Raw genomic sequence first — 20,041 nt, 5'->3', positions numbered from 1 at the left:
GCAGCGTTTCTCCATCCGCTCTTTTGATGATTTTCCCCTTGGAAGCCGACGGGGGATTTTTTTGGGGCATGCGACGGTTGAAGTTCCCGGAACAATGGGTTATGTTGATAAATGAACGTTTATAAATTGAGAGTTTAGGAGTGCAGCAATGAAAAAGAAAGTGGTATTGATCAGTACGGGCGGCACGATTGCAAGCGGCGTGAATCCGGAAACAGGCCTCCTCACATCCGGCATGTTGACGGGGGAGGAATTGGCCAAACAATGCGTGCTGCCATCCCATATTGATTTGGAGACGGAAACCCTTTTCCATTTGCCAAGTAATGAAATGACTTTTGGCCATTTGATCCGGCTGAAAGAGAAAATTGGGCAGGTGTTCGAAAATCAAGAAGTGGCGGGGGTGGTCGTGACCCACGGAACGGATACGCTGGAGGAAACGGCGTACTTCCTCGATTTGACGATCGGGGATGCGCGGCCGGTGGTGGTCACGGGCGCCCAGCGGAGCCCGGCAACCATCGGAACGGATGCCTTCTCGAATTTGCGGCAAGCGATCATTCTGGCCGCAAGCGATGAGGCAAAAAATTTGGGCACGGTCGTGTTATTCAATGAAAAGATTTTGCCCGCCCGCTATGTGAAGAAGTGTCACGCCTCCAACGTGGACGGCTTCAACGCGCCGGGGTTCGGCCATTTGGGGTATGTGGATGAGGAAGAAGTCATCCTTTACGGGAAAGCGGTGAAAAAGGAAACGTATGAGCTGAAGTCCGAATTGCCTTATGTGGAAATCATCAAATGTTCATTGGGCTCCGATGGCCGCTTGATTAAGTATGCGGTGGAGACGGGAGCAAAAGGCATTGTCCTTGAAGCGTTCGGCCGAGGCCAAGTCCACCCGGCCGTTGCAGAACAAGTGCAATATGCCATTGAAAAAGGCGTCATCGTGGTGGTGACAACAAGCACGGCGGAAGGAAACGTCAAAGTGGTGTACGACACCCCAGGCACTGCCTACGACTTGCAAAAGAAAGGCGCCATCCTCGGCCGCGACTACGACAGCAAAAAAGCCCGCATGAAGTTGGCGGTGATGCTTGCAGCAGGGGTGGGGGATGTGAGGGGAAAATTTAGATAACAAAGAAGAGGATGTCTTGAAAGTCAAGAACTTTCAGGACACCTTTATTTTTAGAAACAATTATCTATTATCTATTTAAACCACTATTCATTAACATACGGTCAGCATAATGTTTAGCGACATAATAAGGTTTGAGGTTTTCTGGCCAGTTCTCACCGGAACATATTACGTTAGACAAAATATTTAAAATCACTAGTGAGGAAACGCTTGTACCGAAATGCCCTGATTCCAATGAGAATTGTCCAATAGGCAGAAACCTATCAAATATACTCATTCGCGTTTTTCACAATGCGGAAGAACACTTTTTAAATTATTTAAAAGGTGTAACGATCAAAGATATCATTGATGAAATCAATAGTAGTTAGGTTTTCATGCCTGAAACAAAAGTACGACTAATGTTTTTTATGTTCGTTATGCTCCATCAATTTTTTTTAAACATAACTGTAACAAAAAATATTTCAGTTTAAGAAGGTGAATAAGGTTGAAGAAAAAACGAGTTGTCGTTGGAATGTCGGGTGGGGTTGATTCCTCTGTGGCAGCCTACCTTTTAAAACATGAGGGGTATGACGTCATTGGTGTATTTATGAAAAATTGGGATGACACCAATGACGATGGTGTATGTACAGCAACGGAAGATTACGAAGATGTTAAGAGAGTTGCCAATCAACTCGGGATTCCTTATTACAGTGTGAACTTCGAAAAGGAATATTGGGATCGTGTATTTACGTACTTTATAGATGAGTTGAAACGGGGGCGAACACCAAATCCAGATGTTTTATGCAATACAGAAATTAAGTTTAAAGCGTTTGTTGACTACGCTCTTTCACTAGATGCTGATTATATCGCGACAGGCCATTACGCAAGAATCATCAGAGAAAATGGCCAAATCGCCTTATTGCGTGGAAAAGATCCCAATAAAGATCAAACGTATTTTCTTAGCCAATTAACAGCAGAGCATTTGTCAAAAGTCCTGTTTCCTATTGGAGAATTAACGAAAGATGAAGTACGAAAAATCGCTCAAGAATTGAACCTTGTTAACGCCAGTAAAAAAGATAGTACAGGAATCTGTTTTATTGGAGAAAGAAATTTCAAAAGCTTTTTAAAGAATTATTTACCGGCACAGCCCGGAGAAATTCGTTCTCTAGATGGAGAAGTGCTAGGTACTCATGATGGGTTGATGTACTATACGATTGGCCAACGAAAAGGACTTGGAATCGGTGGAAAAGGAACAGTGGAACCTTGGTATGTCGTCGATAAAGATTTAGAAAACAACGTTTTACTCGTCGCTCAAGGTAAAAATCATCCTGCTCTGTTTTCTACCGGTCTTATTGCATCGAACATCAGCTTTATTAACGGGGATGTTCGTCCACGTACATTTGCATGTACAGCTAAATTCAGATACCGTCAAGAAGATCAGAAAGTAACCGTTCATATTCGTCCGAATGGAACGGCTTTTGTGGAATTCGAAAAACCAGTTAAAGCCGTTACTCCAGGACAAGTAGCGGTATTTTATGACAATGATGTTTGTCTTGGCAGTGCGATTATTGACGAAGTGATAAAAATGGATGCTTCAACTGCCACTGCGGCATCTTAAAACAATACACTATTTGACTATAGAATGACACCCTGTATGCACGCTATCTTGTCAGGAATAATAAGTGCTGTGATAAGGAATAAATCTCGAGGAATTTTATCTATCTTCTTAATGAAAAAGGCACAGGGTTGGTTACTGTAGCAGAAAACTTAAATGTCGGGAGCATTCCACGCGAAGATGTCGCAAGAACAATCGTTCAATCTCTTGATGAACCAAATACGTATAAAAAAGCATTCGATTTAATGTCAGGGGATACAGAGATTGCTGAAGCATTGAAATCACTGTAATGAAGCATTCATCCGAAGGGAGAATTTAGAAACATGGCTTACAAATTTTATGCAATGGATTTTGCTTTTTATAACTCCATGGGCATTTATAGCTTTGAAGCTCGGTGTGAAATGCTAAAAGAGATCGGGTATGATGCGACCCATTTATCCGTCTGGCACGGAGAACGGTGGAGAGATGTAGAGAAGCTGAAAAACGTTAAGGAGAAATATGGACTGGATGTCGCTGGCGTGTACGTTGTGTTAGACCTTTCATTAGGTGAGGACCATCCAAGAAATACGGGTATTTTAAAAATGCTGGAGATCATGGAAGGATGCTTCACGGTCGAGCTGGCGATTCAATCGGTCGGACATCATATACGCCCTTCAGACCCTAAAGGGGACGACATCGCTGTGAAGTGGCTGGAAAAAGCACTAAAGATTGCTGAACGAAAAAACATTAATATCTTGCTTTACACACACTTATCATTCTGGGTTGAACGCCATGAAGATGCAGTAAGACTTTGCAAGCGTCTCAATCATCCTAATCTCGGCATTGTATTTTGCGGCTACCATTGGTACGCAGTCGATGGAACAAACCTATTAGGTACGCTTAGAGCGGTATCCCCTTACTTAAAACAAGTAAACATTTCTGGCAGCCGCCGAGATCCTCACGGTTTTGGGGGAGTGGCGACAATCGAGCCTTTGGATGTCGGAGAGTTAGATAATTTTGCGTTGCTTGGACAGCTTAAAAAGATGGGCTATAATGGGATGATTGGCTACCAAGGTTGGGGTGAAGGAGGCGACGCTTACAGCAAGCTAAGCCGTTCACTCAAAGCGTTCCGCGATATGGAGCGTAGACTTGAGGCACACCCACATTGGGCGGATTTAAGATTAACTCCATAATCATTCCTTCATCCGCTCCTTTGATTGACTCGTTTAAAGGATACAGGTTGGCTAAATAATAATACCTGTCAAATAGATACGTATAAAAGAGTGAACCTTGTACGGCAAGAGTTCGGCATTCCACCGGACTCTTGCCGTATTTGTGCGCCCGGCATGTACATGAACGATAGGGTGTAAGTCCCGAACCCCGAAGACAGAAGTAGAGGTTAGCTCAACGCAAGGGTGTCCGTGGTGACGCGGAATCTGAAGGAAGCTGGAGGCAAAACACCGGTCCGAGGAACACGAACCTCATATAGGCTAGGTATGATTGAGTGAGTTTGCAAAACAAAACAAAGCTCTTTCTGTCGAAGGTCATATCGAGTAAATGAGGCGGATAGATGGTGTGAAAGTGCATGTACTTACCCGGGGAGGTCTGGCGGATATGTGAAGTACTCTTCATAACCTACTTAGTGATAAGTAGCTGAACCGCCAGAAGTCAGCAGAGGTCATCGTATTAGTTGGTTTAGAACTACTAAGAAGGACCGAACAATTAAGAGAGAATAGCCCTTGGCATTCAGTGAGTCATGATGAACACAGAAAACGTAGTACTTCACTTGAGGGAGGAAGCGGTGAATCCCGTGGGGGACCTCTTGGAGGGTGGAGTGACCACTGGCATAAAGAGAACAGCTATTCACGGAAGTTATATAAAAACTTGCGTCAATTATCTTAATTGAACCGCCGTATACGGAACCGTACGTACGGTGGTGTGAGAGGACGGGAGTTAATCGCTCCCTCCTACTCGATTATTTGCCGAATACGATTTCAGAGTAGAGATCTTTCACTATGTCGTAAATAAAGGAAAAAAATCAATCGCCGTGCTAGGTGGTCTTTTTGGGCCAGATCGTCCAGTTTCATCGAAGTTTCGGTATAGCGCCGAGGTGGGAGAGGTTCATGTATCGTATGCATTTCAAGGGACGATTTTTGCCGGATGGGATGGAAAAACAACCTTTTACCTTTATCATGAAGACAACAGCTAGCATAACGAATACAATTTAATAAAAAAGATGAATGTAAAGGAGGCGGGCAGAATGAAAGTGTCTTTGGATATTGACAGCGATTACGCTGAGACAATCGTGACCATTCACTGTAAGGAAGTGGATGACACGATTAAAGAAATTCTTGATTTTTTAAAAGGGATGGAGACGGAATTTATTGTCGGAAAAAATGGTGATATGCATTATATATTAAAGCCAAATGAGATCCATTTTTTTCGTGCTCATGGGGATAGCATCGAGGCGGTGACAGCCGAGGGAACATTTAAATTGAAGGAAAAGCTGTATGAGCTCGAAAAATTGCTTCCCTCTAACAAGTTTGTTCGCATTTCTAAGTCGGTCATTGTAAATCTCTATGAGTTGAGCCGGTTTGAAGCATCGTTCAATGGCACTCTATGCGTTTATTTTAAATCAGGAGTGAAAGAGTACGTTTCTCGACGTTATGTTCATGCCATCAAAAAAGCATTAAAAATGAATAGGGGGAAAAAAGAATGAAAAAATTCTTATACAGAAGCATCATCGGGATATTGATCGGTTCCTTTATCGCAGTAGTGGTAACTAGCTCTATCATCTATTTCGGTCATTTCCCTGTCATTAATGGTGAAGAATTTATAAAAAACTCATTTGGGAGCATATTTTGTGGATGGTTTTTTGCCGTATCTTCGCTTTATTTTGAATTAGAATCGCTCCGTCTGTCGCAACAAACGGCATTGCACTTTATTACAGTAATTGTTTTATATTTTATCCTGTCCTTGGGAATTGGGTGGATCCCGTTTGATTTGAAAAACATCCTTATTTCAGCAGCTATATTTATTGTAGTCTATTTAGTTATATGGGGTTGCTACTATTTATATTTCAAAAACTTAGCAAATCAAATGAATGAAGATTTAGAGAAAATATAAATAAATATCCCCTTCAGTCAGGATCGGATTTGATGATGTATAAAATTTTGTGTAAAGCATTTTACTAGACCAAAAGAAAAAAGGTAGGGGATTCTCTGATTTGGACCAACACATTCCAGAGAAAGGAGTACCCTACCTATGTCTAAATGTATACCGAATGTAGACTGGGCAAATCAACTGGAAAGTGTCATTCGTCAGTTTGTGAAGGAAAAATTAGAGCTGATTATGCGGGAAGAAATCAAACATTTCCTCGAAATCGAACAGGCTGGAACGCCGAATATGAGAAACGGCTACTATCAGCGAAATCTAGATACGCAATATGGCCGGATTGAGGGTCTTTTGGTTCCAAGAGACCGAAACGGGGAATTTCAAACACAGTTGTTTGCCTCATACCAACGGCACATCGGCCGGCTGGAGGAAGCCATCATTAGGATGTATCAAAGTGGCATGAGTACACGGGAAATTGGCAAGTTTATCGAACGAATTCTAGGAAATGCTTATTCTCCAGCGACGATCAGCCGGATTACCGATGTCGTGAAAGAAGACATCGAGAAATGGCACCATCGTCCACTATCCAAACGTTATTCGGTCTTTGTACGTGAAACTTCGCCGCGATACGGTAGAGAAAGAAGTCATTTATGTGGTGTTAGGGGTGAACGAAGAAGGATATCGCGAAATTTTGGATTTCTTCGTGGGAGGACAAGAAAGCGCCTATGGATGGCGGGGGATTCTCCAACAGCTCTACAAAAGAGGCGTCAAGGAAGTGCTTCTGGGCGTGTTCGATGGACTACCGGGGTTGGAGGAAGCCTTTAAGGCGGTTTGTCCGAAAGCCGATGTGCAGCGTTGTGTCATTCACAAAGTACGTAATACCTTACATCGTGTTCGGAAAAAAGACCAATTTGAAGTGGCAGAGGATCTCAAACTGATTTATCGCGCGACGAATAAGGAGATGGCGTTACAAATGTTTCAACAGTTTGAGTCGAAATGGTCCAGCAAATATCCAAGAGAAGTCCAATCTTGGGCTAATGAGTTGGATGTCCTCCTTACATGTATGGATGATCCAAGCAGTATTCGAAGTGTGATTTACACGACGAATGCCATCGAACGAACGATCAAGGAGATTCGGAAACGTCTCAAGCCGATGAACAGTTTGAATAGTTTAGAAGCCGCGGAAAAAGTCGTGTATTTGACCATCCAAGATTTTAATGAGAAATGGGCAGGACGCGAGGATTTGCCGAAGCGCATGAAGCCCTCGAGCGAATATTTGAAGAACGTTACAATTAACCAAATAATGTAAATATCAAACCAATACGATAAGGGGATTCTCCCTTTCCACACAAGAGACTGAATATTCAGTCTCCTGTGTGGAGAAAATCAGTCCCCTATCAATTCAAATCCATTTCAGAGAAACCCTACCCCATTTACATTACACAAAATTCTTGACGGTACCAGAATGCTTGGTAGTTTAAAGTCCTTCAAACACTTTCTCCATTTCATCTGTCACACGCCCCATTGTCACTACGATTATAAAAAATAACCTTTATCGTGCGTCCGGGGGCTAATGAGTAAAAACCCTATTTTTAAGTATATATTTCACGTAGAAACTAATGATATTCATGCCATTGTACTGTCCTTAGATCATCATATTGTTCATCTTTAGAAAAACCATAGTAATATTTTGGCTTTTTATCGGCAGAAAGAGCTATTGGGTTGATATCTCTTTCATTAAACTTCCCTTCCCAGTAAAAAATCTCGATATTCCCTAGATGCATTGGACGCAAAAATCTTTCTCCGTCCGGACCAGCTTCAACATATTTAATGTCATTTGTATTTGTTTTAAAAGCCAACATAAGCACATTAATGGTTTGATCATTTATCTTGGCGTAGCCAACTGTTTCAATATCATTTTTTAAATTTGATTGATAATTAAATGCTATCTCACTTTTCCAGAATGGTCCAAAAGGCTTAGATATGACAGTTTTATAAGATTGATCGTTATCCTGAAAAATATATATTTTGTATTCACGAGCGCTTATTTCTTTTAGTAATACAGCATTCTTATGTATATAATTGTTTTTCTTAGCAGCGTTTAAAGGAGTAAGATGTAAATCCAAAAAAAATACAGTACATGCAAATACAAAAACTAATATAAAAAAGACAATACCTATAAGCTTTTTAACAGGTTTTCTTTTGCTCATAAAGATTCCTTCCTCATTCATTATCTTGTCAAGCCGCTCAGCTCCCCCCATTGTATCAAAAGGAATTAGAAAAAACATCCGTATTTACCACAATTTTGCTTGCAGAAAATGCGGATGTTTAAGGATATCCATGAGATTGAACAATCGGTGGCAGCATCTTAGCGTACATCGAGCATCACAAAGAAAAGTTTTTCAGTGCTTAGGACGTTTCGCTTGAGAAGCAACAAGCAGAGGGAGCTTGATCTATTATTTTCTAATTTTTAAGAAAAGTTTTTACTTCCTTTCCCATCCCTTGTTCTTCAATGATCCTGAAAAAGCGCAAGCAGCAGCTCTATATACTACTGAGGTTTCCTGTCCGCCCTCCGAATGAAAATAACCGTTGTGAACATTAGCACAATGACCGTTATCAATAAAATCACAAATTTCCTTAATAAAAACGGATCCCAAACGGGCGGCTGGAATAAAAAGATGTGCGGCCACGGCATAAATTCCCCTAACGTTACCACTTCTAAAACCGTATAAATAATAATAATGGTAAGGGAAATCTCAATGTTTTTGATAAGCACGATAAGGGATGTTCCAAAAAACATATAGAATAACACTAAAATAATGAAATGAATCACGTTTAAAGCAGATAATGAAGACATCCCGTATTTCACCACAAAAGCGGTACACAGAAGAAAAACCCCGATTATATTGACAATGAAGTATCTTAAGAAGTCAATCCCAAACCGTTTGGAGTAATATGGAACTAATGTTTCCTGCGCGCCTTCTTCATACATTTCGCTCAGCCTATACATAAGACACCAGCAAGAAAATGGAATGAAAACTCCTTGGATAATAATAATATTGTTATAGATGCCGTTTTGCTCTCTTGGAACAAGCAGAATAAGCAACAGAGATAATCCAAACATCACAATCGGGACAAAAAAAGTGAGCCCCATCGTCTTTCGGTCAAATAAAAAGGTGGCATAAATGCTTTCTAAGTAATCCCTCATTCTAGTTCACACCCCTAACAACGGCTAAATAACCATCGATAAGCCTTGGTGCCACTTGTTTCGCTCCTTCTTCTCCTTCTTTCGCAAACACCCGTACATTCACGCCATCTTCCTCTTCTAGAAGCTGAATCACTTCCTTTTCCACCATGATGTAATCCAATTCTTCCGGTGATACATGATATTCCCAAACATATCCTTCCGCATGGGCTTTAAGCTCGGCTGGAGTGCCTTCAAATAGAACTCTCCCGCTTTTTAAAATGCCAATCTTTGTACATAAAAACTCAATGTCTTCGACAATGTGCGAGGAAATGATGACGGTATGCTCCGAACCAAGATTTTTTAACAAATTGCGGAAGCGGATCCGCTCTTCAATGTCCAATCCCGCTGTCGGTTCATCAAAAATGAGGATCGACGGCTTTCTCATCAACAGCTGGGCAATATCTACCCGCTTTCTCATTCCGCCGGATAATTCCATCATTTTCTTATTTTCATGCCCCGCCAGATTCACCTTGTCGATTGCCTCTCTTATGGCTCTTGCCCTCTCCTTTTTATTCAACATGCCTTGCATGATGGCGATATGATCCAACGTTTCCACCACACTAATTTGGGGATAGACCATAAAATCTTGGGGCAAGTATCCGATCAGGTGATTGGCCTTCACATACCGCCCTTTCACATAATTCTCTCCGTTGATTTCTATTATTCCTTCATCCAAGGAGATGAGACTTGACAATATTTTCATCAACGTCGTCTTACCGGCACCATTGGGCCCCACTAAACCGTAAATCCCCTCCATCTCCAACGTAACATCCGATAATATTTGATATTTTCTGAACCGTTTCTTTACTCCCGAAACCCGGATCATCTTCTTCCCTCCTTAAATTCCTGGAATAACTTTTCTGTTTTCACCCAGCTGTCCGAAACCTTGTCCATTTCCTTGTACCATAGCAAAAGAAATTGTTTTTTCTCTTCATCCGATAGTTGAAATAATTCTTCATATATATGTCTAACCGCTCTCTGTGTTTCTTGGTCATACTCTTCAAAGTGTTCAGGTAAATAGGTATGAAAATAATAGGAATTTAACATTTCCAGTTCTAATTCATTTCGAATCAAATAGGTCAACAATTGATTAAATGCTACAATTTGTTCATAAGAAGAAAACTCCCGCTTATCATAATTCCAAAGTAAAGCTTTCAACAAAACTTCAGGCATATTCACCAATGTATACGGGGATGCAATACTATACAAAGTATGGGTTTGAAACAGCAAATGATCACTGCTCAAATAAGCGTTTGTTTCCCAAGTGGGATTGAGAAATATTATTTTTTTCGGAAGTTCCATATCCTGTATTTGAAACATGTCCACTAATTTTTTATGCGCTTGGATCAGATAACTTTGAAAAATCGGCCAATTCTCAGTGATATCCTGCCAGTCATTTGGATACACGATTTCCCATTCATCGATTTGTTTCTTTAAAAACATGCCGGCTACAACGGTAATTCCCCCGGACACTTCCCCGCTGTACTCCCCTTCTTTATTTCGCGGCAAATTCGTATAAAATGGCACGTCCCCCTTAAAAGATAAGGTATAGTGGACCGGTTCTTTTGTTTGCATGGACAAATCAATCGTGCCCTCATTCGTAAAATAGTCAAAATCAAAAGGCGGATGTTTGGCTTTCATTGGAATCCAACTGAAGTAATTGGGCAAATATAAATAGTTTGAGGAAACAGGGAGATGCGATGAATTCTTCATTTGATAATAAAACGTCAATTCATCTGTTGGATCATTGGCTGTTCTTTCCACCACTACAAAATCCCCCTTTTGGGTAAACGGCAAATTTTGGCCTTCCTTGTCCGTCACTTTTTTCACATCAAAAAAATGGTAGAGCACAAAGGATAATGTTGGATTTTGTATTTCATCCAAGATGACCTTCGTTTTGGCTTTTGTCCCGTTCCTTGCATCCAATTGAATGTCATATCCCTGGATGGAATATTGTAAAGTATCAGGATGAATGGTTGCTTTACGGGTTTTATAATACAATGACTCTTGATCATAATCGGCATAACTAAAGGCAAGCTTTCCACCTTCAAATATTTTAGGAAAGATAACGGAATTTCCTATCAATAGGAAAACGATCATCATTATAATGATCAACTTCTCTGGTACTGTGCGGGTGGTCTTCAAAACTGCTGCAAAAACCGCCATTATCGCCAGGACAATCCAAAAAAAGATCTTCATATATACAGATAAACTGAGATTATATCCAACTACCTCTTTGAATACATCGCTGCTATTCAATGGACCGATGTAAAACAAACTTTCTGCATCAGAAAATGAAAATTGACGAAAATAACGGGAAAACAATTCTGTATTCATCGGTCCAATCGCCAGCCAGACAACCATCATAAATACGAAGCTTATCTTGTTTTTCCCAAAAAGAAGGGCTGTGAATATCCCCAAGAAAAAGGCAAGCACAAACGGCAAAAACCAATAAACGATGACATAAGACACGGTTTGTGTATAAAAAGAGGAAAACGGAATTTCCCACGTACGGTAAAAAAAGAAAATCAAAGCAATCTGAAACCCGATCAAAACAACCAGAAATAATAGATGATTACAGAATAAAGCCGTTATTTTGAATAAAGTGATCCGGAAAGATCCAACAAATAAATTGTTGGCGCCAAACTTATATTCATCGGAAAATAACTTATAAAAGAAAATCATAAATAGAAGCATAACCGCCTGCACGATTAATGTCATTTCCCCTACAAAATTTCCGTAATTTGTATATCCAAAAAAGTCATTTTGTCTAATCACAAAACGGAAAAACAGCATAATGACCATGAAAAGAAACGTTCCCAAATACAGAAAACTTTTCAACATTTGTTTTGCATAAAATACCAATAAACTGAAAAACATGCTCATAAAAAAATGACACCTCCTCATGAATGGATTAGAAATGGCTTTTTTGCTTATGTTATTTTTGAATGAATAGCCTATTGAACGCTGAACGGGAACAGCCTCCGGATTGACCCCCTAAATTTGGACACATCCTATCTTATTTTAGGTTATTCTCAAAATTTCTCGTTTTTTCTTGGCAAGAAGACAAAATCCTCTTGCCTTATACGCGAACTTCTTTGATGATTAACGATTCCGTTTGCGCTTTTTTGTAAAATTCATGCGGTGGAAGATCGAGAATACTCGAATGAATCCTTCGCTCGTTATAAAATTTCATGTACTCCATCACGGCTTGATAAGCTTCTTCATAGCTGTCAAACGCCATTCTTCCTAGACATTCCTCCTCCAGTAAACGATGAAACGCTTCCATATGCGCATTCATATTCGGCGTCCGTGGTGGAATCCGTTCATGTTCGATTCCAAATCGCTCACAGGCAGCTTCAAAGGCATGAGAAATAAATTGCGGGCCGTTGTCTGTCCGAATCACAGGTTTATTTGCCTGTTCAAATTGCTGACGCTTGAATAACGCTCTTTGAAGCGTCTTTACGGCATCGCTTCCTGAACAACTCAACCCAATATGGTAATCAATTACCGAACGGTCATACACATCGATGAGCGACAAAACAAAGAAAAAGCGTTCTTCTCCTTCGATATATCCATATTTCACATCCATTTCCCATAACTGATTCGAGCCTGTAATAATGCGATTTCGAGCGAGTTTCTTCGGATATGGAATCCGTTTCTCTCGCTGCGGACGTAGTAAGTCCATCGCTTTACACAATCGATATACTTTTTTCTTACTGATCACAAGCTGATGGTCTCTTCTTAACTGAATGGTCAGCTTGCGATATCCGTAGGCAAATCCTTCTCCCATCACAAGCTCAGAGAGCCATTCTTGGATTTGTTCGTCTGACACTTTTTCGCCAGTTGCCGTTAGAGAGTAGCCGGGTGTTGGACGTCCCCCACCTACTGTTTTCTTCTCAACATTTCCGTTCTGCTGATAATAGTAGGTTGAGCGATTGATTTCTAGAATCTCCAATACTTTTGTAATCGGATATCCTTTCTTGATCCACTGCTCGGCTACTTCCAATTTTTCAGTAAGTGAGGGTTCTTCTTTTTTATCAAATCACGCAAAATCGCGATTTCTAAATCTTTTTCCCCTAATAGCTTCTTGAGCTGCTCGTTTTCTTCCTCCAGCCGTTTGATTTCAGCTGAAGAGGGAGAGGAAACCATTTCTTGTCCTAGTTTTCCTTCTTCATATGCCTTCACCCATCTTTGCACAAGATTCGGGCTAAGCTCGTATCTTCTAGCTACCAATGCTTTATTTCCAACTTCTAATGCTTCTTTCACCACTTGTAGCTTAAATTCCTTCGAATGTTTTCTTCGTTTCATGTACATCAAAAAGCCCCCTTCATTTGGTCACTTCGATTATAAAAAACACCTTATCGAGTGTCCAAATTCATTAGGGGGCTAATGAGATAACGAAAAATACAATTGGTTAGTCATGTCGAAAAGTCCTTACTTGAAGCAACATGAAACAAATCCTGTGAATTGGTTGGAATGGTCGCCAGAAGCGTTTCAAAAAGCAAAAAGGGAAGGCAAGCCAGTATTTTTGTCCATTGGCTATAGCTAGCCCTCGAACAGGGGGCTAAATGATAAAATTAAAAAAAGAGAGGTTTAACTTAGTACTTGCCACTGATGGCATGTTGGTATAATCATCCCAAATCAAATCCCCTTATGAAAGTATTTTAACACATTATGAAAATTTGATGTTAGTCTAAAAAGTGGACACGACCTAGAAAGGTTATAATAAAACTAATTACATTAAGGGAGTGTCCAACGTGGGAAAACGTTTTGATAAAGAATTTAAACTTCATGCCGTCAAGTTAGTTGTAGAAGAAGGCAACACTATCGCTGCAACAGCACGGTAGATCGATTTATCGCCAAAAACATTGCATAGATGGGTATAAGATCCTGTTCACAGTTTTGTTAGAAGTGGAAACCTCCGGTTGAAAGAGCAAGCATTGCGAGAAGTACAAAAGCGAATTCGTAACCTAGAATAGGAAAACTCCATCCTAAAAAAGCCAAAGTAAGTGTATTTGAGTACATTGAGTGTTTTTACAACTACAAACGAATCCATTCCGACAATCGATATCCATCTCCAGTGATGTATGAAAAGGCGTATTAATTATCTATTTCCTTGTCAGAAATGAAAGAGGATAACACCTTCATTCCCTGACAAGGCCAGCAAGCGAAGCGCGGTAGAAAAAATCTCTATTTTTTTGTGTCTATTTTCTTGACATAACACCAACGTTCGTTTGGCAATTTGGATGTGCATCTTAAATCCATAGAAGAACATCTTCTTGAAAGCACGATATCTGATATCCGCCACATCTCGAAACCGTTTTATACGTGAAGTACGTGTATAATGGCACAGATCGGTAAACTGTCTACAATGGTATACGCGTGAGATTGTCCAAGTTTGCGAATTGATGTCGAATCCATTTAATCATCCAACGTAGCGAGCGACAACAACGATGGTATCGAGAACGCTCAGGGAATGCCTTTTCTGTAATAGGTTTTCGACCACAAAGCGATGCCATGCCCGCTCCGATGTGAAGCTAAAAATTTCATGAGCACATGGTGGCTTCTTATAAAATGAGGATGCCTTTTGAAATCAACCTCTCAAACATAAATATTCTTTAGAAACCGTGTTGTAAAAAAACTCACTCTTCGCCATTTTCTGCTACTTCCACCAATCCCAAAATATGTTAGTTGGATAAAACATGTTCATCAGATAATACATAGTGAATCCCTCTTTGTCAAAGCAAAGGGGTTATTGTTTTGAAAATTACACTGATTTGAAGAAGGAATTTTATAAATCTTGTTGAAATTTACCTATTTGGAAATATTTATTTTATGCAAGGTGTTGCTGAAATGATCGAAAAAGAAGCAGTGAAGATGCAAATGAAAGAGATCGTTACAGCATCTTTTTCCGTACCGTCTTTAAAAGAGTCGGTATTGACATCAATAGAGGAGCACACAAAACAAAGCGACTTTTTGTACGGCTGCTTAGCTGGTATGCATTACCAGATATTTTCCGAAGAGGTGAAGGAAAGCGAACGAATCGCAGCGTCTGTAGAACTGATGATGTTGGCGGGAGATATGCTCGATGACCTCATGGATCAAGACAGCTTGGAAACCTCGTGAAGCAAAGCACCTCTTACAACCTCATTTCATATGGCCATCGGATTATTGTTAGCAGGACAAAAACAATTGCGGATTTGCCTATCGATGATGAAAAAGACAAGGACCATATATTTTATGCTATACATATGGGCGTCACGTGTGACATACATGAAGAAATGGATGATTTAAAGATGAATATACCAGAATATGCTCTACACAAACCTGCATAAAAACAGCAGAATATCAGGATGACTCACTGTGAGTTAATGAGAAAGGCTCTTCGCTTACAATCTTTATGATTGAAAGAGGAATAATGAAGAATTGGACGCCGTTTTGGAAGGTGAAATTTAAATGACTACTTTATTTGTAAACGAAGTCAAAAATCAAAGTATCGATATAGGGGATATGGACCGCTATCATTTTGAGTTTCTTCAGCCGATTTTGGAACATAAACGCTTTGTCTTCCTTGGGGAGAGCAGCCATTGCGTCAAAGAATACAGTCTAGCAAAAGTAAGCCTGATTAAATATCTTCATGAAGAATTGGGGTTTCATGTACTTGCCTTTGAAAGCGAATTGGGGCCATGTATGATCGGCGATTATCTGTCTGATCAACTTGATTCTAAACGTTTTATGGCGGGTACCATTGGGCGTGTGTGGCAAAATGAATTTGTCCTTGGATTATTTGACTATATGAAAAAAATGAAGCAGGAGCGGCCGCTGTATTTTACTGGTGTGGATGTTTATCAAGGAAAAAAGGAGAATTTGTTTTCGGAATTCCTCGAGTCTTATTTAACGGGTCCGACCAAACAGAAGTTTGTCGATTTTGAAAAGCGGGCGATCGAGGTTTTGATTGCAGCCGATAAACGGAAAATCAAGCGTTCAATGCGCCAAAATATAAGGGAAGAGATGGAAAGTAAGGGCATGGAATTGATTGAGGAACTCAAACAGCATTGTTTTCCGGACAGCAAGATTTATAAAATTGTCCTCCGGACGATGGAAAATAGAGTAAATTATTTGAAAGCAACGTTAGAAAAAAGTTTCTCGAAACTTTTTGAGTATCGGGATGCATTAATGGCAAAAAACCTAGAATTTTTAGCACAGGAAATATATCCAAATGAAAAATTTATCATTTGGGCCCATAACATGCATATTAGCAAACGTACTTCCGCCAAGCGCCTGTCTGCCTATAAATCGTTTGTGGAAAATCTCTCCCAAACGGTGAAGGAGAAAAGTTTTGTATTGGGGTTGTATGCAAAGGAAGGCAAAATGTTGGATTATACAGGAAAGGAATATCCAATAAAAAAACTAGGCAAAAAACATTTGGAAAGCCTTCTTGACCATTCTCCTTATCAAAATAGTTTTATTCAGTGCAATGGAAACTGGGCACAGAAAAAGTGGCGGGCCTATGAGGGCGGAGGAATGCCTACTTCCTTTGTACCTGCACAACAATATGATGGGATTTTATTTTTTAAATATGTTTCCCCAGCTTACTTTGAAGCTTACTTTGACGTTTCTGAGAAGAACAGAGAAGAGTAATTTGAAGCTATGAAATGATCAATGACATTGTGGAATGGTCAGCTAAAAGGTGAATTTGGAATAAATCCATTCTGTCGTGGCATTACTTAGAATTGTTTGGTCTAGAATACATCTATTATGTGTTTTGTAACACGTTCATTTATTAAAAAAGGTGATAAGATGATGTATAAAATTTTGTGTAAAGCATTTTGCGGTACCGTCAAGAATTTTGTGTAATGTAAGATAGATAGGGTATCTCTGAAATGGATTTGAATTGATAGGAGATTGATTTTCTCCACACAGGAGACTGAATATTCAGTCTCCTGTGTGGAAAGGGAGAATCCTCCTATTTTGTTTATTTACAATATTTGGTTTACAATAGCGTTCTTCAAACATTCGCTCGAGGGCTTCCTGCGCTTCGGCAAATCCTCTTAACTTTCGCCCTGCCCATTTCTCATTAAAATCTTGGATGGTCAAATACACGACTTTTTCCGCGGCTTCTAAACTATTCAAACTGTTCATCGGCTTTAGACGTTTCCGAATTTCCTTGATCGTTCGCTCGATGGCATTGGTCGTATAAATCACACTTCGAATACTGCTTAGATAGTCCATAAAGGTCAGAAGGACATCCAACTCATTAGCCCAAGATTGAACTTCTCTCGGGTACTTGCTGGACCATTTCGACTCAAACTGTTGAAACATTTGTAACGCCATCTCCTTATTCGGCGCGCGATCAATCAGCTTGAGATCCTAGGCCACTTCGAATTGGTCTTTTATCCGAACACGATGTAAGGTATTACGTACTTTGTGCACGACACAGCGCTGCACATCGGTTTTCGGATAAACCGATCGAAAAGCTTCCTCCAGCCCCGGAAGACCTTCGAATACGCCCAGAAGCACTTCCTTGACTCCTCTTTGGTAGAGCTGTTGGAGAATCTCCCGCCATCCATAGGCGCTTTCTTGTCCTCCCACGAAGAAATCCAGAATTTCGCGATATCCTTCTTCGTTCACCCCCAATACCACCATCAACTTGGCGCTGTCGGAGACTTTCTCCTTCAACTTGTGCTATTGGCGTTCGTTTATTATGTCGTGACCGTTATCGAAAAACGCCGTCACGGAAAGCTGATTTCAGCGAAAACCGAAAACAAAAACGGCTGGAAAGCAATTTATAAAGGACCATAGTCGCTTCTTGTCGGCGCGCTTTTACTCGCCGTTATGAATGCTCTTGTATTAATGATCAACGGCAAACCGTGGGGCATTACCTCCGCGTTCGCTCTTTGGGGAGCGAAATTCGTGCAATTGTTTGGCGTCGATCCAACCGAGTGGGCATATTGGCAGGATCCAGCGAAATTAAAGGCGCTAAAAAGCCCGTTATATCAAGACACAACAACAGTAATGGATATTAGCTTGATGTTCGGCGCGCTATTAGCCGCGGCTTTTGCGGGACGATACGCAAAACCGATTCAATGGAAGCGCCCATCGCGCATGACGATCGGCGCCCTTATCGGCGGATTGATGATGGGTTACGGCACTCATCTTGCGTTCGGCTGCAACATCGGCGCTTACTTCAGCGGCATCGCCTCTTTCAGCGTCCACGGCTGGATTTGGTTTGTCTTCGCCTTTCTTGGCAGCATCATCGGCGTCAAACTGCGTCCGTATTGTGCGTATAAAAATTAAAGAAGGAATGGGAAAGAGAAGGTGCGAGGGTGCTTTCTCTTTTTTTAAATCAGTTTTTACGGTTTTCGATCTGTTTTCTAGATGAACGAAGAAAAATTACGTATTGCATGATTTGCAGTTAGAAAACGTATAGGGAGAGCATTGACGATCTTCTTGTGCTGTTTATTATCGAAAAAACTGGCTTCCTCCTCGGTAGTGTGCAAGGAGGAAGCCGGTTTCTTTTTACCGTCCATCTTTGTTTTCTGTAGAATGAGGGTTTACTGTTTTTCCGCGCAATAAAGCAGGTGCGGGGAACTGCTGTTCAACCTCTTTTTTGCGAATTTGCTTGTTTTAGAACCATGCCCGTTTTTGTCATAAGCCATTGCTGATGGTATTGGTACAAAAGTATACTATGGAAAGACAAGCAAGGAGTTGGAATTATGGATATTCGTGCGATTTTGAAGCGTGTTTCCCATCAAGATATGATTGAACTCATGATGGGCCTGATTGTGCTTGACAAAAAAGCAAAGGAACGGACGATTTAGTTTCTGGAGGAAAAGGGTATCTCAATAATGAACAGTTAGCACAGAAATATTATCACGAGTACCGTGACAAATTTGCAGAAACGATAGACATTATTTCTGAGTTTAATATGTACGGCGGTGGTCTGCAAGAAGAGGAATATCGTGCATATGAGAATATGGAACATATTCTTTCATTGCTTGAAGACGGGAAACTACCGGATGAATGCAGGGAAGAAATGATTCACGAATTGATGGAACAATACCTCGATGGAAATTCAGGATTTGACGATGACATAATGGGACTGGATTGAACAAATCGCCTGCGAAGAAACACATTGGAGCCTTATTTTATCGCACTTGGAGCGGTCAAACAGCACATATAATCAATCTCTCATGCTAAAAGTTATCGTCACAAGCTTGGGGATGAAGATACATATGAACTAATGCGGATGCAGCAATTAACTTACGGAAGCGACTATTGGGATTATGTCCAATTTTTGCACCGCAAAGGAGAAGTGAAAAAAGCGCTCGACGTCGCGGAACAAGGATTGGAAAAAGGGCAAGGAGCTTTAGATACATTATATGAATACGTATTTCGGCACTACGATCAAATAGGAGAAAAAGGAAAGGCGCTTCAACTATTAAAACGATACTTCCAACACCGTCCTTCTTATGAGTTGTATAAGAAAACCATCTCTTATGCAGAGAAAAGCGAAAAAGAAGCAGTGAGGAAAGAATTGTATTCATTTGTTAGCGATCTCCGTTACTCTTCTATAAAAGCGGAAATTGACTATCAAGAAGGGAACAGCCAAGAACTCCTTCGCTATGTGACAAGAGACGCGTCCTATGCCGTGTACTCTCGCCACATCATCTATGAACGTTACTTGAACGAACGTCATCCGTCTGAGATAATTGCTTACTACAAACAGAAAGCAGAAGCGTTTATTGCGCAAAAAAACCGCAAAGCGTACCGTCATGCGTTGGAATATATAAAAGAAATCCGCCATGTTTATATAAATATTCTTAAGCAGCCAAAAGAATGGGAAACCTACTACCAGCGCGTCATCGTTCCGTACCAAAGCCGGCTGCCCGCGTTTTTGGATGAGTGGAAAAGAGGAGTAAGGAATGAGGCGTCTATTTAGCCTTAGCTTGTTTCATACTGTTTATCTTATCATAAGAAAAACTGGCTT

The 20,041-nt window shown here is 40.6% G+C and carries 16 protein-coding genes and 7 pseudogenes; 15 read left to right on the top strand and 8 right to left on the bottom strand.

The genetic code is table 11. The features are described 5' to 3' along the window. The first annotated feature begins 148 nt into the window (after positions 1–148). Positions 149–1,117, top strand: a complete 969-nt coding sequence (locus NST62_RS10615; RefSeq protein ID WP_342462888.1) for an asparaginase — start codon at positions 149–151, stop codon at positions 1,115–1,117. Positions 1,118–1,190: 73 nt separating this feature from the next. Here the strand turns inward: NST62_RS10615 and NST62_RS10610 are convergent. After that, positions 1,191–1,271: pseudogene (locus tag NST62_RS10610) on the bottom strand (SDR family NAD(P)-dependent oxidoreductase); the annotation flags it as partial. A gap of 1 nt (position 1,272) precedes the next feature. Here NST62_RS10610 and NST62_RS10605 point away from each other — a divergent pair. From NST62_RS10605 to NST62_RS10575, 7 genes and pseudogenes are all read left to right on the top strand, one after another. Then, a pseudogene (locus NST62_RS10605) lies at positions 1,273–1,482 on the top strand (Rrf2 family transcriptional regulator); the annotation flags it as partial. 116 nt (positions 1,483–1,598) lie between these two features. Further along, positions 1,599–2,711 carry a tRNA 2-thiouridine(34) synthase MnmA gene (gene mnmA / locus NST62_RS10600; RefSeq protein WP_342462887.1) on the top strand — a complete coding sequence of 371 codons (1,113 nt, stop codon included), beginning with the start codon at positions 1,599–1,601 and terminating at the stop codon, positions 2,709–2,711. Between the two features lie 101 nt (positions 2,712–2,812). Then, a pseudogene (locus NST62_RS10595) lies at positions 2,813–2,998 on the top strand (SDR family NAD(P)-dependent oxidoreductase); the annotation flags it as partial. Between the two features lie 33 nt (positions 2,999–3,031). After that, positions 3,032–3,880 carry a sugar phosphate isomerase/epimerase family protein gene (locus NST62_RS10590; protein ID WP_342462886.1) on the top strand — a complete coding sequence of 283 codons (849 nt, stop codon included), beginning with the start codon at positions 3,032–3,034 and terminating at the stop codon, positions 3,878–3,880. Between the two features lie 1,067 nt (positions 3,881–4,947). Further along, positions 4,948–5,406, top strand: a complete 459-nt coding sequence (locus NST62_RS10585) for a LytTR family DNA-binding domain-containing protein (protein WP_047818056.1) — start codon at positions 4,948–4,950, stop codon at positions 5,404–5,406. Next, on the top strand, positions 5,403–5,813 hold the full coding sequence (locus NST62_RS10580; protein ID WP_342462885.1) for a DUF3021 domain-containing protein: 411 nt from the start codon (positions 5,403–5,405) through the stop codon (positions 5,811–5,813). The genes NST62_RS10585 and NST62_RS10580 overlap by 4 nt, the downstream gene beginning before the upstream one ends. Before the next feature lie 138 nt (positions 5,814–5,951). Further along, positions 5,952–7,097: pseudogene (locus NST62_RS10575) on the top strand (IS256 family transposase). A 320-nt stretch (positions 7,098–7,417) separates the two neighbouring features. On the opposite strand, the gene NST62_RS10570 reads toward NST62_RS10575, so the two are convergent. The 5 genes from NST62_RS10570 to NST62_RS10550 all read right to left on the bottom strand — a co-directional run bounded on the left by NST62_RS10570 (position 7,418) and on the right by NST62_RS10550 (position 13,359). After that, on the bottom strand, positions 7,418–8,011 hold the full coding sequence (locus NST62_RS10570) for a hypothetical protein (protein WP_342462884.1): 594 nt from the start codon (positions 8,009–8,011) through the stop codon (positions 7,418–7,420). Positions 8,012–8,349: 338 nt separating this feature from the next. Further along, the gene (locus NST62_RS10565) at positions 8,350–9,009 is read right to left on the bottom strand and encodes a hypothetical protein (RefSeq protein ID WP_342462883.1); all 660 of its coding nucleotides are present in this window, start codon (positions 9,007–9,009) and stop codon (positions 8,350–8,352) included. 1 nt (position 9,010) lies between these two features. Then, positions 9,011–9,874 carry an ATP-binding cassette domain-containing protein gene (locus tag NST62_RS10560; protein ID WP_342462882.1) on the bottom strand — a complete coding sequence of 288 codons (864 nt, stop codon included), beginning with the start codon at positions 9,872–9,874 and terminating at the stop codon, positions 9,011–9,013. Next, positions 9,871–11,934 carry an ABC transporter permease gene (locus NST62_RS10555; protein ID WP_342462881.1) on the bottom strand — a complete coding sequence of 688 codons (2,064 nt, stop codon included), beginning with the start codon at positions 11,932–11,934 and terminating at the stop codon, positions 9,871–9,873. Before NST62_RS10555 ends, NST62_RS10560 begins: the two co-directional genes overlap by 4 nt. A gap of 196 nt (positions 11,935–12,130) precedes the next feature. Then, a protein-coding gene (locus tag NST62_RS10550) for an IS3 family transposase (protein ID WP_342462880.1) occupies positions 12,131–13,359 on the bottom strand; the annotation gives its coding sequence in 2 pieces (ribosomal slippage) (positions 12,131–13,071 and positions 13,071–13,359; 1,230 coding nt in all). A gap of 112 nt (positions 13,360–13,471) precedes the next feature. Between NST62_RS10550 and NST62_RS10545 the strand changes: the two genes are divergently transcribed. Together NST62_RS10545 and NST62_RS10540 are read left to right on the top strand one after the other, a co-directional pair. Then, positions 13,472–13,600, top strand: a complete 129-nt coding sequence (locus NST62_RS10545; RefSeq protein WP_216368290.1) for a DUF255 domain-containing protein — start codon at positions 13,472–13,474, stop codon at positions 13,598–13,600. A 208-nt stretch (positions 13,601–13,808) separates the two neighbouring features. After that, the gene (locus tag NST62_RS10540) at positions 13,809–13,898 is read left to right on the top strand and encodes a transposase (RefSeq protein WP_141603388.1); all 90 of its coding nucleotides are present in this window, start codon (positions 13,809–13,811) and stop codon (positions 13,896–13,898) included. Between the two features lie 392 nt (positions 13,899–14,290). Here the strand turns inward: NST62_RS10540 and NST62_RS10535 are convergent. Next, positions 14,291–14,622: pseudogene (locus tag NST62_RS10535) on the bottom strand (IS982 family transposase); the annotation flags it as partial. A gap of 282 nt (positions 14,623–14,904) precedes the next feature. Here NST62_RS10535 and NST62_RS10530 point away from each other — a divergent pair. Both NST62_RS10530 and NST62_RS10525 read left to right on the top strand, forming a co-directional pair. Then, the gene (locus tag NST62_RS10530) at positions 14,905–15,177 is read left to right on the top strand and encodes a hypothetical protein (RefSeq protein WP_342462879.1); all 273 of its coding nucleotides are present in this window, start codon (positions 14,905–14,907) and stop codon (positions 15,175–15,177) included. Positions 15,178–15,507: 330 nt separating this feature from the next. Further along, positions 15,508–16,692, top strand: a complete 1,185-nt coding sequence (locus NST62_RS10525; protein ID WP_328220045.1) for an erythromycin esterase family protein — start codon at positions 15,508–15,510, stop codon at positions 16,690–16,692. Positions 16,693–16,986: 294 nt separating this feature from the next. Here the strand turns inward: NST62_RS10525 and NST62_RS10520 are convergent. Continuing rightward, a pseudogene (locus tag NST62_RS10520) lies at positions 16,987–17,694 on the bottom strand (transposase); the annotation flags it as partial. A gap of 3 nt (positions 17,695–17,697) precedes the next feature. On the opposite strand from NST62_RS10520, the pseudogene NST62_RS10515 reads away from it, so the two are divergent. The 3 genes and pseudogenes from NST62_RS10515 to NST62_RS10505 form a co-directional block, all read left to right on the top strand. Next, a pseudogene (locus tag NST62_RS10515) lies at positions 17,698–18,348 on the top strand (YeeE/YedE thiosulfate transporter family protein); the annotation flags it as partial. 631 nt (positions 18,349–18,979) lie between these two features. Then, a complete protein-coding gene (locus NST62_RS10510) occupies positions 18,980–19,162 on the top strand; it encodes a hypothetical protein (RefSeq protein ID WP_342462878.1) in 183 nt (60 codons plus the stop codon). A 138-nt stretch (positions 19,163–19,300) separates the two neighbouring features. Next, entirely contained in the window at positions 19,301–19,993 is a 693-nt protein-coding gene (locus NST62_RS10505) for a hypothetical protein (protein WP_342462877.1), read from the top strand. Positions 19,994–20,041: the final 48 nt, after the last annotated feature.

This window comes from Ureibacillus sp. FSL K6-8385 (assembly GCF_038593155.1).
GTDB lineage: Bacteria > Bacillota > Bacilli > Bacillales_A > Planococcaceae > Ureibacillus > Ureibacillus terrenus.
The sequence above is the reverse complement of the archived record's forward strand: the minus strand, read 5'-3'. Positions and strand labels throughout refer to the sequence as shown.